Raw genomic sequence first — 14,867 nt, 5'->3', positions numbered from 1 at the left:
GGTCGAGCCGGGATTGCTCCGAACGCCGCTGCACCTGCTACAAACGGGCCATGAAAAAGATCCTTGTCCTCAACGGTCCCAATCTCAACCTGCTCGGCACCCGCGAGCCTGCGCAATATGGCTACGAAACGCTCGCCGACGTCGAGCGCCTGTGCGCGGAGGCGGGTACGACGCTGGGCGTGGACATCGAATGCCGGCAGTCCAACCACGAAGGCCAGCTGATCGACTGGGTTCACGAGGCCGGGCGCGAGGTGGCTGCCGGGCGCATGCTCGGCGTGGTCATGAACCCGGGCGCCTACACGCACACCTCGATCGCGCTGCACGACGCGATCAAGGGCGCGAGCGTGCCGGTGGTGGAGCTGCACATCTCGAACGTGCATGCGCGCGAGGAGTTCCGCCATCATTCGTACATCTCGCCGGCGGCGCGCGGCATCATCGTCGGCTTCGGCGTCAAGGGGTATGCGCTGGCGATCGAAGCGCTGGTGCGGGTGAGCACGTGAGTGGAGAGCAGCCAGGGCTCTTCACCGGCGAAGACGGCGCGCTGCGCTGCCGCTGGTGCCAGGGGACCACGGCCTACCAGCACTACCACGACAACGAATGGGGTTTCCCCGTCACGGACGACCGGCGCCTGTTCGAGAAACTGTGTCTCGAGGGCTTCCAGGCGGGGCTGAGCTGGCTGACCATCCTCAACAAGCGCGAGGCCTTCCGGCGCGCCTTCGCGGAGTTCGACGCCGAGCGCGTGGCGCGCTTCAGGCCGAAGGACGTGGAGCGGCTGCTTGGCGATGCGGGCATCGTGCGGCACCGCGGCAAGATCGAGTCGGCCATCAACAACGCGCAACGGGTGCTGGAACTGCGCGAGCAGTTCGGCTCGCTCGCCGCCTATGCATGGGGCTTCGAGCCTGACCCGGCGTCGCGCCCTCGACGCATCACCCACGAGGCGCTGCGATCCATGAGCACCTCGCCCGAATCGGTGGCGATGTCCAAGGACCTGAAAAAGAGGGGCTGGAGCTTCGTCGGCCCGACGACGGTGTATGCGTTCATGCAGGCCATGGGGTTGGTCAACGACCATCTGGAGGACTGCCACGCGCGCGAGCTCGCACTGGCAGCGCGCGGCACGCTGAAGGTCCCGCGCTAGCGAACGGGTCAAGCCGCCTGCGGTCCGGCCACCTTCCGGTGGTTGACCCGACCCTGACTGTCGACGCTCTCGAGGTGAACGTCGAAGCCCCACAGCCGGGCGACATGCTTGAGCACTTCATGTGCATCGTCGTGCAGCGGGCGGTCGTTGTGCTGGGTGTGGCGCAGGGTCAGCGAACGGTCGCCGCGCAGGTTGACGCTCCAGACCTGGATGTTGGGCTCGCGGTGGTTGAGGTCGTACTGCCGGGACAGCGACTCGCGCAGTTGCCTGTAGCCGCTGTCGTCGTGGATGGCCGACACCTCGAGCTCGGACTCGCTCTGCTTGTCGCGGATCGCGAAGAAGCGGAAGTCGCGCATCAGCTTCGGGGAGAGGAACTGGCCGACGAAGCTCTCGTCCTTGAAGTTGCGCATCGCGTAGTCGAGCGTCTGCTGCCAGGGCGAACCGGCCAGGTCCGGGAACCAGCGGCGGTCCTCCTCGGTAGGTTCCTCGCAGATCCTGCGCAGGTCGGTGTACATGGCGAAGCCCAGCGCATAGGGGTTGATGCCGCTGTAGGCGCGGTGGCCGACCGGCGGCTGGAACACCACGTTGGTGTGGGACTGCAGCCATTCCATCATGAAGCCGTCGGCCAGCAGGCCCTCGTCATAGAGGGTATTGAGCAGGGTGTAGTGCCAGAAGGTGGCCCAGCCCTCGTTCATGACCTGGGTCTGCCGCTGCGGATAGAAGTACTGCCCGATCTTGCGCACGATACGCACCACTTCGCGCTGCCAGGGCTCCAGCAATGGTGCGTTCTTCTCGATGAAGTAAAGCAGGTTCTCCTGCGGCTCGGACGGGAAGCGCTTGGCGGCCTCGTCTTCCTCGGCGGAGCGGCCGGCGCGCTTGGGCAGCGTGCGCCATAGGTCGTTGACCTGTTGCTGCAGATGGTGCTCGCGGTCTTCGCGGCGCGCCTGTTCCTGGCTCAGCGACAGGCGCTGCGGGCGGCGGTAGCGGTCCACGCCGTGGTTCATCAGCGCATGGCAGGAGTCGAGCAGGTCCTCCACCGCCGCCACGCCATGTCTTTCCTCGCACTCGCTGATGTAGTGCCGTGCGTACACCAGGTAGTCGATGATGGACGATGCATCCGTCCACATCTTGAACAGGTAATTGCCCTTGAAGAAGCTGTTGTGCCCGTACGCGGCATGGGCGATCACCAGGGCCTGCATGGCCATGGTGTTCTCTTCCATCAGGTAGGCGATGCAAGGGTCGGAATTGATGACGATTTCGTAGGCAAGCCCCATGTGCCCGCGGCGGTAGTTCTTCTCGGTGGAGATGAACTGCTTGCCGTAGGACCAGTGGCGGTAGATGACCGGCATGCCCACCGACGCGTACGCGTCCATCATCTGCTCGGCCGTGATGATCTCGAGCTGGTTGGCGTAGGTGTCCAGCTTGTAGCCGCGCGCGACGCGCGCGATCTCGCTGTGGTAGCGCTCGATCAGATCGAAGGTCCAGTCCGAAGGGCTGGGCAGGGGTTCTCGTTTCCTGGCGTTCACACCGTTGCCCTCTCCTTTTTGAACAGGTCGCGGAACACCGGGTAGATGTCCGCCGCGTCGGCGACCTTGCGCATTGCAAAGTTCTTGTGGGAGTCCACCAGCTGCGTGTACTCCTCCCACATGTTCTGCTCGGCGTCGGCCACCTGCACGTAGGCGTAGTAGCGCACCAGCGGCAGCAGGTGGTCGGCCAGCAGCTCGCGGCATCGGCCGCTGTCCTGGTGCCAGTTGTCGCCGTCGCTGGCCTGGGCGCCGTAGATGTTCCACTCGCTGCTTGGAAAACGCGCGCGGATGATGTCGTGCATCAGCGTGAGCGCGCTGGAAACCACCGTGCCGCCGGTCTCGGTGGCATGGAAGAACTCTTCTTCGCTGACTTCGCTGGCCTGGGTGTGATGCCGGATGAAGACCAGCTCGATCTTTTCGTAGTGGCGCGTCAGGAACAGGTACAGCAGCATGAAGAAGCGCTTGGACATGTCCTTGCGCGCCTCGTCCATCGACCCGGAAACGTCCATCAGGCAGAACATCACGGCCTTGGCCGAGGGGATCGGCACCTTCACCCGGTTGCGGTAGCGAAGGTCGATCGGGTCCAGAAAGGGGATGTGCTTGGCCTTGGCCCTCAGCTCCTCGATCTTGGCCTCGGTGTCGCGGATCTCGCGCTGCACCAGTGCATCGGCCGCGCGCGGGCTGCGCTTCAGGTGCAGGAGGTGGGCCTCGAGCTCCCGGATCTCGCGCCGCGAGTCGCCACCCAGCGCGATGCGGCGCGCCAGCGCGCCACGCATCGACCGCACCACGTGCAGGTTGGTGGGCATGCCGTCCTGCGTGAAGCCGGCGCGGTGGCTTTTCCACTCCGGCACTTCGGCCAACTGGGTGCGGATCAGGTGGGGCAGGGCAAGGTCCTCGAAGAAGACCCGCATGAACTCTTCCTTGGTGAGGCGGAAGACGAAGTCGTCTTCGCCGCCTTCGCCGTCGCCCGCCTGCGAGCCGCTTCCCTTGCCGCCGCCGCCGCCCTGGGGCCGCTCGATGCGGTCGCCCTTGACGTACTCGCGGTTGCCGGGATGCACGTACTCGCGGTCGCCGCCGGGGCCATGGCCGAACACCGGTTCCGAGACGTCGCGCTTGGGCAGCGTGATGTCCTCGCCCTGTTCGAGGTCCCGGATGTTGCGGCCGCTGACGGCGCGCCGCACGGCCTCCCCGATCTGCTCGCGATAGCGCCGCAGGAAACGCTCGCGGTTGCCGATGGACTTGTTCTTCCCCGACAGACGGCGGTCGATGATCTGCTGCAGCATGGCCACGGCCCTGACTCCCTTGTCAGCTCATCATGAGCTCTTGCGCACGCGCAGGTACCACTCGCACAGCAGGCGGACCTGCTTGGCGGTGTAGCCCTTCTGCACCATGCGGTTGACGAAATCCTCGTGCTTCTTCATCTCGTCGGCACTGCTCTTGGCGTTGAAGCTGATGACGGGCAGCAGCTCCTCGGTGTTGGAGAACATCTTCTTCTCGATCACCGTGCGCAGCTTCTCGTAGCTGGTCCACAGCGGGTTCTTGCCCGCGTTGCCGGCACGCGCGCGCAGCACGAAGTTCACGATCTCGTTGCGGAAGTCCTTGGGGTTGCTGATGCCCGCGGGCTTCTCGATCTTCTCGAGTTCGGCGTTGAGCGAACCACGGTCGAACACCTCGCCGGTGTCCTGGTCGCGGTACTCCTGGTCCTGGATCCAGTAGTCGGCGTAGGTGACATAGCGATCGAAGATGTTCTGGCCGTATTCGGAGTAGCTCTCGAGGTACGCGGTCTGGATCTCCTTGCCGATGAACTCCGCATAGCGCGGCGCCATCAGCTCCTTGATGTAGGACAGGTACTTCTGCTCGGTCTCGGCGGCGAACTGCTCGCGCTCGATCTGCTGCTCGAGCACATACATCAGGTGCACCGGGTTGGCGGCGACCTCGCCGCTGTCGAAGTTGAAGACCTTGGAGATGATCTTGAAGGCAAAGCGGGTGGACACGCCGCTCATGCCCTCGTCCACGCCTGCGTAGTCGCGGTACTCCTGGATCGACTTGGCCTTCGGATCGGTGTCCTTGAGGTTCTCGCCGTCGTACACCTGCATCTTGCTGAAGATGCTGGAGTTCTCCGGTTCCTTCAGCCGCGTGAGGACCGAGAACTGGGCCATCATGCGCAGCGTGCCGGGCGAGCAGGGCGCCAGCGACAGCGAGGAGTTGCGCACCAGCTTCTCGTAGATCTTGATTTCTTCGGAGACGCGCAGGCAGTAGGGCACCTTGACGATGTAGATCCGGTCGAGGAAGGCCTCGTTGTTCTTGTTGTTGCGAAACGCCTTCCACTCGCTTTCGTTGCTGTGGGCGAGCACGATGCCGTCGAAGGGGATGGCGCCGAAGCCTTCGGTGCCCTTGAAGTTGCCTTCCTGCGTGGCAGTCAGCAGGGGGTGCAGCACCTTGATCGGTGCCTTGAACATCTCGACGAACTCCAGCAGGCCCTGGTTGGCCAGGCACAGGCCGCCGGAGTAGGCGTAGGCATCGGGGTCGTCCTGCGCATAGGTCTCGAGCTTGCGGATGTCGATCTTGCCGACGAGCGATGAGATGTCCTGGTTGTTCTCGTCGCCGGGCTCGGTCTTGGCCACCGCGATCTGGCGCAGCACCGAGGGGTAGCGCTTGACGACCTGGAACTGCCGGATGTCGCCGCCGTATTCCTCGAGCCGCTTCACCGCCCAGGGCGAGAGGATGCGATTGAGGTAGCGCTGCGGGATGCCGTATTCCTTCTCGAGGATCTCGCCGTCTTCGGTGGCGTTGAAGAGGCCGAGCGGGGATTCGTTGACCGGCGAGCCCTTGATGGCATAGAAGGGCACCTGCTCCATCAACTGCTTCAGCCGCTCGGCGATCGAGCTCTTGCCGCCGCCGACCGGGCCGAGCAGGTAGAGGATCTGCTTCCTCTCTTCGAGCCCCTGCGCCGCGTGCCGGAAGTAGGACACCACCTGTTCGATGGCGTCCTCCATGCCGTAGAACTCGCGGAAGGCCGGGTAGATCTTGATGACCTTGTTGGCGAAGATGCGCGACAGGCGTGGGTCGTTGCGCGTGTCGACAAGCTCCGGCTCCCCGATGGCCTTGAGCATTCGCTCGGAAGCGGTGGCGTAGGCCGTGGGCTCCCGTTTGCAGATCTCGAGGTACTCCTGCAGGGAAAGGACCTCTTCGCGAGTCCGCTCGTAGCGGGCGGCGAAGTTACTGATGACATCCATAAACACCTCCATCGAGTCAGCGGGGCGCTGCCCGGAGTTTCCGTGCTGCACACATCGCATCGTTCGCAGGAATGGTGCCAGGTGAGTTGAGCACGCTTACGAAAAACTCCTCGAGCAGTAACTTGGCTCAAAGCATAGAACAAACAACGCGTCGAGCAAATTGGTTTTCAAATAAGAACGAACCGTCTGTCTAAAAGTTCCAACGCCGAAGCGGAAGCAATCGGCATAAACGCGGTGAAATCAACACAAGCCTAAGACAGGAGACATAGCACCTCATCGCCTGCACCGCATATGCCGATGTAGGACATCATCTTCCATTCGCGCTCGCGCGTCAGCAGGGTAGGGGCAAAGACTATTTCTGCCATGACCCAACCCAAACGCGGCAGCAGCCGACCGGGTGTAAAGAAGGGCAGCCGAAAGCTGGCTTTTTTGTTACTCGACCTTTCCGATCTTCCGGACCGCCTCGGTCATGGCTTGGGCGTCGGTGCGCCAGTACGACTGGAACTCGGGCGCATCGAGGTAGGCCATGGGGCTGCCCGCCTTCTCGATGACCTGGAGGACCGCCGGATCCGCCGCTGCCTTGGCGGAGGCAGCACGCAGCTTGCTGACCACCTCGTCCGGCGTGCCCGCCGGCACGAACAGCCCCGACCACTGCGCGAACCTGACCTTGAAGCCGGCCTGCTCGAGGCTGGGGACGCCCGGCAGCGCTGCCAGCGGCCGATCCCCCCAGTGCGCGAGTGCGCGCAGCTTGCCGGCCTTGATCTGCTGCACCACCGTTGCGGGCCCGCTGGCGACCGCGTCCACCTGGCCCGCAAGCAACGCGACCACGGCAGGTCCCGCACCGGTGTAGGGGATGTGCGTCATGCGGAAGCCTGCCGCGCTCTTCAGCATTTCCATCGGCACGTGCATGGTGCCGTAGTTGCCGGAGCTGCCGTAGTTGTAAGCGCCGGGCTTGCGTCGCGCATCGGCCACGAACTCGGACAGCGTCTGCCAGGGCGCGTCGGCGCGCACCACCAGCACGGTCGGATCTGCCGTGAAGCGCGCAATCGGCGTGAACTGGCTCGTCTGATAGGCGGGCTTGCGCTCCAGCAGGAGGTCGGCCTCGGGCAGGATGGAGATGGAGGACAAGCTCAGCAGCACCGTGTAGCCGTCCGCAGGCGCGCGGGCCACGAAGCCGATGCCCACCGCGCCGCCTGCGCCGGCGCGGTTCTCGACCACGACCGTCTGCCCAAGTTGGCGCGACAAGGCATCTGCCACCGGCCGCGCGACCGTGTCGGCCACGCCGCCCGGCGGAAACGGCACGATCATGGTGATGGGCTTGGCAGGCCAGCTCGATTGGGCGAGCGCGCTTGCGGCAATGCAGCAAGCGGCGAGCATCGCGAGGCGCAGCAGGGCGCGGGGGGACCGGTGCATGGTTCTGTCTCCGTTTTTCATGGGCTCTGATCTGGATGCGCGGGGATCTCCCGGGCTCAGCTGAAGCTGTTCTCGAGCGTGCCGATCCCATCGATTTCGATGCGCACGGTATCGCCCGTCTTCAGGTAGCGCGGCGGCGTGAAACCCATGCCGACCCCGGCCGGCGTGCCGGTCGCGATCACATCGCCCGGGTACAGCGTGATGCCACGCGAGCAGGTCTCGATCAGGGTGGGGATGTCGAAGATGAGGTCGGTCGTTTGTGCGTCCTGGCGCAGCTCGCCGTTGACCCAGCAGCGCACCCGGGTCTGCGTGCCGTCCAGCGCGTCGGCGCTCACGATCCAGGGGCCCATCGGGCAGAAGGTGTCGAAGGACTTGCCGAGGTCCCATTGCTGGTGCCGCATCTGGACGTCGCGCGCGGTGATGTCGTTGACGATGGTGTACCCGAAGACGTGCGACAACGCGTCGGCACGCGCGATGTTGCGGCCGGCCTTGCCGATGACCACCGCCAACTCCGCCTCGTAGTCGATCTGCGCCGAGATCGTGTCGCCCGGCAGCCGGACCTCGTCGGCCGGCCCGATCACGCATTCGGGCACCTTGGTGAAAACGATGGGCCATTCCTGCGGGTTTGCCGCGTTGTTCCTGAACACCGAGCCGGACAGCTCCTTGGCATGCGCGTGGTAATTGCGGCCGACGCAGAACAGATTGCGGCGCGGCAAAGGCAAGGGAGCTTCGAGCCGCACGTCGGCGAGCGCCAGGGTGTCGCCGGTGGGGGCCGGCCAGGCGATACCCGCGGCCTGGTCTTCGACGAGGGGCAGGACGCCCCGTTGCGCTCGATCGGCGTCGAGCGCGAGGGGGTGGACGGTCATGCCGTCATCGGCAACGAGCCCGACCTGCCGACGGCCTTGGTAGTGGTAGGTGGCAATGCGCAAAATGATCTCCTTGACAAGACCAAATGCTACCAATGCAATACCAATTGCACAATGATGCGAGCCAGCACGCGATTGATACGATTGCCGCCGCCGGCCTTATGCCAAGCTTCGCGTCCGAACATTCCACGACCGTGTACAGCGCCCTGTCCCTACGGGAAGCCATTCTCGACAACCTCAAGTCACGCACCTGGCGGGCCGGCCAGCGGCTGCCCACCGAGCGTGCGTTGAGCGGGCAGTTCGGCCTCAGCCGCACGACCGTGCGGCGCGTATTGGCGGAGCTCAAGGAGCGCGGCCTGATCACCCAGACCGTCGGAAGCGGAACCTATGTGAGCGCCGAGGTCGCGCAGGCGCTGGCGGAGCTGGGCAGCGGCGACGCGCCGCTCGCCACCAGCCCCGCGGAGCTGATGAGCGCGCGCCTCGTGCTCGAGCCGGCGATCATCGCCATGGTGGTGGGGAACGCCACCGCTGCGGACTTTTCCCGCATGGAGGCCTGCTGCGACCGGGGCGAGGCGGCCGCCACGCTGGAGGAATTCGAACTGTGGGACGGCCGCTTGCACGAGGCCATCGCCGATGCTGCGCACAACGCCTTCATTTCCGCCGTGTTCCAGCGCATGAACGAGGTGCGGGCCCAGGGCGAATGGGGCATGTTGAAGCGCCGCAGCGCCACGCCGGAGCGCCGTTTGGACTACCAGCGCGAGCACCGCCAACTGGTTGCCGCGCTCAAGGACCGCGACGGCGCGCGCGCCGTGCAGCTCTGCCTGGAGCATCTGGCGCACGTGCGGCGCAACCTGCTCGGCTACTAGGCGCAGCCGCGCAGTCTGAACCAATCAGGCCCAATGACAGGGTTGCCGAGGGCGAGGGCCTAGCTGAAGAATTCCTTGGCCTTGTCGAACCAGCCCTTGTCGGTGGGGCTGTGCTTGTCGCCGCCCTTCCTGAGCGACTCGTCCAGCTCCTTCATGAGCTTGCGCTGGTGCTCCGTGAGCTTGACCGGTGTCTCCACGCGGATGTGACAGTACAAGTCGCCGGGGTAGCTCGAGCGCACGCCCTTGATCCCCTTGCCGCGCAGGCGGAACTGCTTGCCGCTCTGGGTGCCGTCCGGGATGTCGATGGCTGCAGGGCCCTTCAGTGTGGGCACGCTGATCTCGCCCCCGAGTGCGGCAGTGGTGATGCTGACCGGTACCACGCAGTGCAGGTCGTCGCCATCGCGCTCGAACAGCTCGTGCTTCTTCAGCCGGATCTCGATGTACAGGTCGCCAGGCGGACCGCCGTTGGTGCCTGGCTCGCCATTGCCGGTGCTGCGGATGCGCATGCCATCGTCGATGCCGGCCGGGATCTTGACCTCCAGCGTCTTGTGATTCTTGATCTTGCCTTGGCCGTGGCACGTGGCGCAGGGCTCGGGAATGATCTTGCCGCTGCCGTGGCAGGTGGGGCAGGTCTGCTGCACGCTGAAGAAGCCCTGGCGCATCTGCACCACGCCGTTGCCATGGCAGGTGGTGCAGGTGATCGGCTTGGTGCCGGGCTTGGCGCCGGTGCCCTTGCAGGTGCCGCAATCGTCCCAGCTGGGGATGCGGATCTGCGCATCCTTGCCGTCGGCCGCCTCCTCGAGCGTGATCTCCATCGCGTAGCTCAGGTCGCTGCCGCGGAACACCTGGCGGCCACCGGCCCGACCGCCGGCAGCACGGGCGCCGAAGACGTCGCCGAAGATGTCGCCGAAGGCTTCCGCGAAGCCACCGAAGCCCTCGGGCCCGGGCCCGCCGCGCATGTTGGGATCCACGCCTGCATGGCCGTATTGGTCGTAGGCGGCGCGCTTCTGCGGGTCCGACAACATCTCGTAGGCTTCCTTGACCTCCTTGAACTTGGTCTCGGCATCCTTGCTGTCGCCATGGTTGCGGTCAGGGTGGTGCTTCATCGCCAGCTTGCGATAAGCCTTCTTGATTTCTTCCTCGCTTGCGTTCTTGGGAACGCCGAGGGTTTCGTAGTAGTCGCGTTTGGTGGCCATGTTCGGTAGCGGTGTCGAGAACGGAAAAGGCCGGACCGCCTTGTCAGCAGATCCAGCCTTGCATCAGGGCCCTCAGGTCAGCCCTTCTTGACTTCCTTGACCTCGGCATCGACCACGTTGTCGTCGGCCGGGGCGCTGCTCGCAGCTTCCGGGCCAGCACCGCCTGCCCCGCCACCGGGTGCCGCTCCGGCGGCACCGGCGGCGGACTGGGCGTCGGCGTACATCTTCTCGCCGAGCTTCTGGCTGGCGGTCATCAGCGTGTTGGTCTTGTCCTCGATCGCGGCCTTGTCCTCGCCCTTGAGGACTTCTTCCAGCTCCTTGATCGCGGCCTCGATCTTTTCCTTCTCGCCGGCTTCCAGGCTCGCACCGTGCTCGCCCAGCGACTTCTTCACGCTGTGGGCCATGGCCTCGCCCTGGTTGCGGGCCTGCGCCAGCTCGACCTTCTTCTTGTCCTCGGCCGCGTTGAGCTCGGCGTCCTTCACCATTTTCTGGATCTCGTCCTCCGACAGGCCCGAGTTCGCCTTGATGGTGATCTTGTTCTCCTTGCCGGTGCCCTTGTCCTTGGCGCCCACGTGCAGGATGCCGTTGGCGTCGATGTCGAAGCTGACCTCGATCTGCGGCGTGCCACGCGCGGCCGGCGGAATGCCTTCGAGGTTGAACTCGCCCAGCAGCTTGTTGCCGGCGGCCACCTCGCGCTCGCCCTGGAACACCTTGATGGTCACGGCGGGCTGGTTGTCTTCCGCGGTCGAGAAGGTCTGCGCGAACTTGGTCGGGATCGTGGTGTTCTTCGTGATCATCTTCGTCATCACGCCGCCCATCGTCTCGATGCCGAGCGACAGCGGGGTCACGTCGAGCAGCAGCACGTCCTTGCGGTCGCCCGAGAGCACCTGGCCCTGGATGGCGGCGCCCACTGCGACGGCCTCGTCGGGGTTGACGTCCTTGCGCGGCTCGCGGCCGAAGAACTCCTTCACCTTCTCCTGGACCTTGGGCATGCGGGTCATGCCGCCCACCAGGATCACGTCATGGATGTCGTTGACCGACACGCCCGCATCCTTGATGGCCGTGCGGCAGGGCGCGATGGTGCGCTCGATCAGCTCGTCGACCAGGCTCTCCAGCTTGGCGCGGGTGAGCTTGATGTTCAGGTGCTTCGGCCCCGAGGCGTCGGCCGTGATATAGGGCAGGTTGACGTCGGTCTGCGCGCTGTTCGACAGCTCGATCTTGGCCTTCTCGGCCGCTTCCTTCAGGCGCTGCAGGGCGAGCACGTCCTTGCTCAGGTCGACGCCCTGGTCCTTCTTGAACTCGCCGATGATGTAGTCGATCACGCGTTGGTCGAAGTCCTCGCCGCCCAGGAAGGTGTCGCCGTTGGTCGACAGCACCTCGAACTGCTTCTCCCCGTCGACGTCCGCGATCTCGATGATCGAGATGTCGAAGGTGCCGCCGCCCAGGTCATACACGGCGATCTTGCGGTCGGCGCGGTCCTGCTTGTCGAGGCCGAAGGCCAGGGCGGCCGCCGTCGGCTCGTTGATGATCCGCTTGACGTCCAGCCCGGCGATGCGGCCCGCGTCCTTGGTGGCCTGGCGCTGGCTGTCGTTGAAGTAGGCCGGCACGGTGATCACGGCTTCGGTCACGGCCTCGCCGAGGTAGTCCTCGGCGGTCTTCTTCATCTTGCGCAGGATCTCGGCGCTGACCTGGGGCGGCGCCAGCTTCTTGCCGCGGACTTCCACCCAGGCGTCGCCGTTGTCGGCCTTGACGATGCTGTAGGGCATCAGGTCGATGTCCTTCTGGACTTCCTTTTCCTCGAACTTGCGGCCGATCAGGCGTTTGACGGCATAGATGGTGTTCTTGGGGTTGGTCACCGCCTGGCGCTTGGCCGAGGCGCCGACGAGCACTTCGCCGTCTTCCTGGTACGCGACGATCGAGGGCGTGGTGCGGGCGCCCTCGGAGTTCTCGATGACTCGCGTCGTGTTGCCTTCCATGATCGACACGCACGAGTTCGTGGTGCCGAGGTCGATGCCGATGATTTTGCCCATGTTGTTTCTCCTGAACGCGAAAAAGATGTTGTTGTGAACTTGTGGATAACCCGGCTCTATTCAAGGGAAGAAGCGGGGATTTCCTGTGGGTTTCGTGGGGATCAGCCGGCCTGGGAGACGGTCACCAGCGCCGGGCGAAGCACGCGCTCGGCAATGGTGTAGCCCTTCTGCAGCACGCCGACGATGGTGTTGGGCTCCTGGCCTTCGACCGGCACCACCGAGATCGCCTGGTGCTGGTGCGGATCGAACTTGCTGCCGGGTGCCGGCGCGATTTCGATCACCTTGTTGCGCTCCAGCGCGCTCTTGAGCTGGCGCAGCGTGGCTTCGGCGCCTTCGCGGATCTGCTCGGGCGTCGCGTCCTTGTGGGCTTGGCCGGCTTCCAGGCTGTCGAGCACCGGCAGCAGGCTTTCGGCAAAGGACTCGATGGCGAACTTGCGACCCTTGGTAATCTCCTCGTCGGCGCGGCGGCGCGCGTTCTGCACGTCGGCCTGGGCCCGCAGGAACTGGTCGGCCAGCTCGGCGTTCTTGGCCTTCAGCTGCGCGATCTCGGCGGTGGCAGCGGCTGATGCATCTGCCTCGTTGGCGGCTTGCGCGGCCTCCAGTTCCTCGGGGCTGGCTTCGCCTTGCAGCGGCTCGAAATTCGATGGTGGGTTTTGCGGGTCAGTCATGCTCAAAAAGCCGGCGGCCTGGCCGGAAACTCATGAAGTAGAGAACGATCACGGCCAACTGGGGTCGGCGGTGGGTATTTCAAGAAAAAAATGCGCCTCGGGAGGCGCATTTCGCGAGCGGCGCGGGCGGCACGCCACGCCGGCCTGTTCAGTGGGTGTCGAGCAGCTCCACGTCGAACTTCAGGGTGGCGTTGGGCGGGATCACGCCGCCGGCGCCGCGTGCGCCGTAGCCCAGCGCCGGCGGAATGATCAGCGTGCGCTTGCCGCCGATCTTCATGCCGGCAACGCCTTCGTCCCAGCCCTTGATCACCTGCCCGGCGCCGAGCGAGAACGCGAAGGGGTCGTTGCGGTCGCGGCTGGAATCGAACTTGGCGCCTTGCACGCCGTCGTTGTAGAGCCAGCCGGTGTAGTGCACGTGGACGTGGTGGCCGGTTTGCGCTTCGGCGCCGTCGCCGACGACGCTGTCTTCATACTGGAGGCCGGAGGGAGTGGTGGGCATGGCGTTCCTTGGGAAGTGGAAGGGAAAGCCCTGCAGTTTAACGAGGCTCTGGCGGTCCCTCGGGCGGCGGCGCGACGGGCTTGAGAGGCGGGGGCACGTTCTTCCTGACCTGGTTGAGCTGCCATTTCACCGCGAAGGCCTGCAGGTCCGAGAGGCGCCTGAGCAGGTCCTGGCCCGTGGGCGTCAGGCTGTAGCCTTCGCCGCCGTGGCTCACGATGCCAGCCTCGCGCATCTCCTTGATGCGGGTGTTGAGGGTGTTGGGCGTGATGTTGCCGACGCTGTCCTGCAGCAGCCGGAAGGTCTGGGCATGGCCGTCGCGCAGCGCCCAGAGCACGCGCAACGCGTAGCGGGCTTCGAGCAACGCGAGCAGTTGGCTGACCGCCGCGTTTTCCTTGCTGCTCATTCAGGGCATCTCCTCGGGAGGATGGCGGCGGCCACGAATGGCGCTGCTTGTTCTTGTCGACCCGGCCACCCGACCGGGCCGGCGACTATATCCCAGATGACGGCGTGCTACAAGTTTCATAGCTGGCCCCTGAGGCGGGACGCGGGCTGTGAAGCGAGGCCTCAGGCGGCGGGATAGTGGGCCATGGCTTCGCCCAGGCGCACAGCGCGGCCCGGCGCCCACGCGCCATTGAAGTCCAGCGGCGGCTTCGGGAACAGCATGACCACGGTCGAGCCGAGCAGGAAGCGTCCCATTTCCTCGCCTTGCCTGAGCACGATCTGCCGATCGTCATAGCGCCATTCGCGCAACTCGCCCCCGCGCGGCGGGTTGACCACGCCGTGCCAAACCGTCGCCATGCTCCCAACGATGGTGGCGCCGACCAGCGCCAGCACGAAGGGCCCGCGCGCCGACTCGAAGACGCACACCACGCGCTCGTTGCGCGCAAACAGCCCCGGCACGCCGCGCGCAGTGACGGGGTTCACTGAAAACAGGTCGCCGGGCACGTAAATCATCCGCACCAGCCGCCCGTCGCAAGGCATGTGGATGCGGTGGTAGTCCTTCGGGCTCAGGTACAGGGTGGCGAAGCTGCCGTGCTGGAACTGCGCGGCCAGCGCCGCGTCGCCGCCCACCAGCGCTGTCGTGGTGTAGAGGTGACCCTTGGCCTGGATGATCTGGTCGCCCTCGATCAAGCCGAACTGGCTGATCGCGCCGTCGACGGGGCAGACCAGGTCGGCCTGCGCGATCGGGCGCATGCCGGGCTTCAGTGCGCGGGTGAAGAAATCGTTGAAGCTGGGGTAGCTCGCGATGTCGCTGTTCAGCGCCTCGGCCATGTCGACGCCGTACTTGGCGACGAAGCGCCGGATGATCCACGTCGTGACCGCGCCGCGTTCCTTGCCCGCCACCCAGCCGGCAAAGTTGGTCAGCGCCTGCTTGGGAAAGAGGTACTGCGGCAGGACGGCGAAACGGGACACGGCGGGGCTTCCGGAAGAG

At 65.3% G+C, this 14,867-nt stretch carries 14 protein-coding genes; 3 read left to right on the top strand and 11 right to left on the bottom strand.

Going from position 1 to position 14,867, the window contains the following annotated elements; genetic code table 11:
• Nucleotides 1-50: 50 nt before the first annotated feature.
• Both aroQ and E5CHR_RS22675 read left to right on the top strand, forming a co-directional pair.
• Nucleotides 51-500 carry a type II 3-dehydroquinate dehydratase gene (aroQ, locus tag E5CHR_RS22680; RefSeq protein ID WP_162581933.1) on the top strand — a complete coding sequence of 150 codons (450 nt, stop codon included), beginning with the start codon at nucleotides 51-53 and terminating at the stop codon, nucleotides 498-500.
• Complete coding sequence (locus E5CHR_RS22675) at nucleotides 497-1,135, top strand: DNA-3-methyladenine glycosylase I (protein ID WP_162581932.1); 639 nt, start codon at nucleotides 497-499, stop codon at nucleotides 1,133-1,135. The genes aroQ and E5CHR_RS22675 overlap by 4 nt, the downstream gene beginning before the upstream one ends.
• An 8-nt stretch (nucleotides 1,136-1,143) precedes the next feature.
• Here the strand turns inward: E5CHR_RS22675 and E5CHR_RS22670 are convergent, their stop codons facing one another.
• From E5CHR_RS22670 to E5CHR_RS22650, 5 genes are all read right to left on the bottom strand, one after another.
• Complete coding sequence (locus E5CHR_RS22670) at nucleotides 1,144-2,661, bottom strand: SpoVR family protein (protein WP_162581931.1); 1,518 nt, start codon at nucleotides 2,659-2,661, stop codon at nucleotides 1,144-1,146.
• The gene (locus E5CHR_RS22665) at nucleotides 2,658-3,944 is read right to left on the bottom strand and encodes a YeaH/YhbH family protein (RefSeq protein ID WP_174255801.1); all 1,287 of its coding nucleotides are present in this window, start codon (nucleotides 3,942-3,944) and stop codon (nucleotides 2,658-2,660) included. Before E5CHR_RS22665 ends, E5CHR_RS22670 begins: the two co-directional genes overlap by 4 nt.
• A gap of 30 nt (nucleotides 3,945-3,974) precedes the next feature.
• Nucleotides 3,975-5,897, bottom strand: a complete 1,923-nt coding sequence (locus E5CHR_RS22660; RefSeq protein ID WP_162581929.1) for a PrkA family serine protein kinase — start codon at nucleotides 5,895-5,897, stop codon at nucleotides 3,975-3,977.
• Between the two features lie 432 nt (nucleotides 5,898-6,329).
• Nucleotides 6,330-7,310, bottom strand: a complete 981-nt coding sequence (locus E5CHR_RS22655) for a Bug family tripartite tricarboxylate transporter substrate binding protein (RefSeq protein WP_162581928.1) — start codon at nucleotides 7,308-7,310, stop codon at nucleotides 6,330-6,332.
• Nucleotides 7,311-7,366: 56 nt separating this feature from the next.
• Complete coding sequence (locus E5CHR_RS22650; RefSeq protein WP_162581927.1) at nucleotides 7,367-8,239, bottom strand: fumarylacetoacetate hydrolase family protein; 873 nt, start codon at nucleotides 8,237-8,239, stop codon at nucleotides 7,367-7,369.
• Between the two features lie 131 nt (nucleotides 8,240-8,370).
• On the opposite strand from E5CHR_RS22650, the gene E5CHR_RS22645 reads away from it, so the two are divergent.
• Nucleotides 8,371-9,042, top strand: a complete 672-nt coding sequence (locus E5CHR_RS22645) for a FadR/GntR family transcriptional regulator (RefSeq protein ID WP_232062162.1) — start codon at nucleotides 8,371-8,373, stop codon at nucleotides 9,040-9,042.
• Between the two features lie 59 nt (nucleotides 9,043-9,101).
• On the opposite strand, the gene dnaJ is transcribed toward E5CHR_RS22645, so the two are convergent.
• The 6 genes from dnaJ to asd form a co-directional block, all read right to left on the bottom strand.
• Nucleotides 9,102-10,238 carry a molecular chaperone DnaJ gene (gene dnaJ, locus E5CHR_RS22640; RefSeq protein ID WP_162581925.1) on the bottom strand — a complete coding sequence of 379 codons (1,137 nt, stop codon included), beginning with the start codon at nucleotides 10,236-10,238 and terminating at the stop codon, nucleotides 9,102-9,104.
• A 77-nt stretch (nucleotides 10,239-10,315) separates the two neighbouring features.
• Nucleotides 10,316-12,268 carry a molecular chaperone DnaK gene (gene dnaK / locus E5CHR_RS22635; RefSeq protein ID WP_162581924.1) on the bottom strand — a complete coding sequence of 651 codons (1,953 nt, stop codon included), beginning with the start codon at nucleotides 12,266-12,268 and terminating at the stop codon, nucleotides 10,316-10,318.
• A 101-nt stretch (nucleotides 12,269-12,369) separates the two neighbouring features.
• Entirely contained in the window at nucleotides 12,370-12,936 is a 567-nt protein-coding gene (gene grpE, locus E5CHR_RS22630; protein ID WP_162581923.1) for a nucleotide exchange factor GrpE, read from the bottom strand.
• A gap of 148 nt (nucleotides 12,937-13,084) precedes the next feature.
• Nucleotides 13,085-13,435 carry an FKBP-type peptidyl-prolyl cis-trans isomerase gene (locus E5CHR_RS22625; RefSeq protein WP_162581922.1) on the bottom strand — a complete coding sequence of 117 codons (351 nt, stop codon included), beginning with the start codon at nucleotides 13,433-13,435 and terminating at the stop codon, nucleotides 13,085-13,087.
• Nucleotides 13,436-13,472: 37 nt separating this feature from the next.
• The gene (locus tag E5CHR_RS22620; protein ID WP_162581921.1) at nucleotides 13,473-13,838 is read right to left on the bottom strand and encodes a winged helix-turn-helix transcriptional regulator; all 366 of its coding nucleotides are present in this window, start codon (nucleotides 13,836-13,838) and stop codon (nucleotides 13,473-13,475) included.
• A gap of 161 nt (nucleotides 13,839-13,999) precedes the next feature.
• Complete coding sequence (gene asd, locus E5CHR_RS22615) at nucleotides 14,000-14,848, bottom strand: archaetidylserine decarboxylase (protein ID WP_162581920.1); 849 nt, start codon at nucleotides 14,846-14,848, stop codon at nucleotides 14,000-14,002.
• Between the last annotated feature and the right edge of the window lie 19 nt (nucleotides 14,849-14,867).

Origin of the sequence: Variovorax sp. PBS-H4, from assembly GCF_901827205.1 — a bacterium.
Lineage (GTDB): Bacteria > Pseudomonadota > Gammaproteobacteria > Burkholderiales > Burkholderiaceae_C > Variovorax.
This window is presented reverse-complemented; position numbering and strand designations above follow the sequence as displayed.

What these genes read in the sequence shown, in the direction of transcription:
- E5CHR_RS22620 (WP_162581921.1), bottom strand. Translation starts at nt 13,838, where the DNA reads ATGAGCAGCAAGGAAAACGCGGCGGTCAGCCAACTGCTCGCGTTGCTC.
- E5CHR_RS22625 (WP_162581922.1), bottom strand. Translation starts at nt 13,435, where the DNA reads ATGCCCACCACTCCCTCCGGCCTCCAGTATGAAGACAGCGTCGTCGGC.
- E5CHR_RS22655 (WP_162581928.1), bottom strand. Translation starts at nt 7,310, where the DNA reads ATGCACCGGTCCCCCCGCGCCCTGCTGCGCCTCGCGATGCTCGCCGCT.
- E5CHR_RS22660 (WP_162581929.1), bottom strand. Translation starts at nt 5,897, where the DNA reads ATGGATGTCATCAGTAACTTCGCCGCCCGCTACGAGCGGACTCGCGAA.
- aroQ (WP_162581933.1), top strand. Translation starts at nt 51, where the DNA reads ATGAAAAAGATCCTTGTCCTCAACGGTCCCAATCTCAACCTGCTCGGC.
- dnaJ (WP_162581925.1), bottom strand. Translation starts at nt 10,238, where the DNA reads ATGGCCACCAAACGCGACTACTACGAAACCCTCGGCGTTCCCAAGAAC.
- grpE (WP_162581923.1), bottom strand. Translation starts at nt 12,936, where the DNA reads ATGACTGACCCGCAAAACCCACCATCGAATTTCGAGCCGCTGCAAGGC.
- E5CHR_RS22665 (WP_174255801.1), bottom strand. Translation starts at nt 3,944, where the DNA reads ATGCTGCAGCAGATCATCGACCGCCGTCTGTCGGGGAAGAACAAGTCC.
- dnaK (WP_162581924.1), bottom strand. Translation starts at nt 12,268, where the DNA reads ATGGGCAAAATCATCGGCATCGACCTCGGCACCACGAACTCGTGCGTG.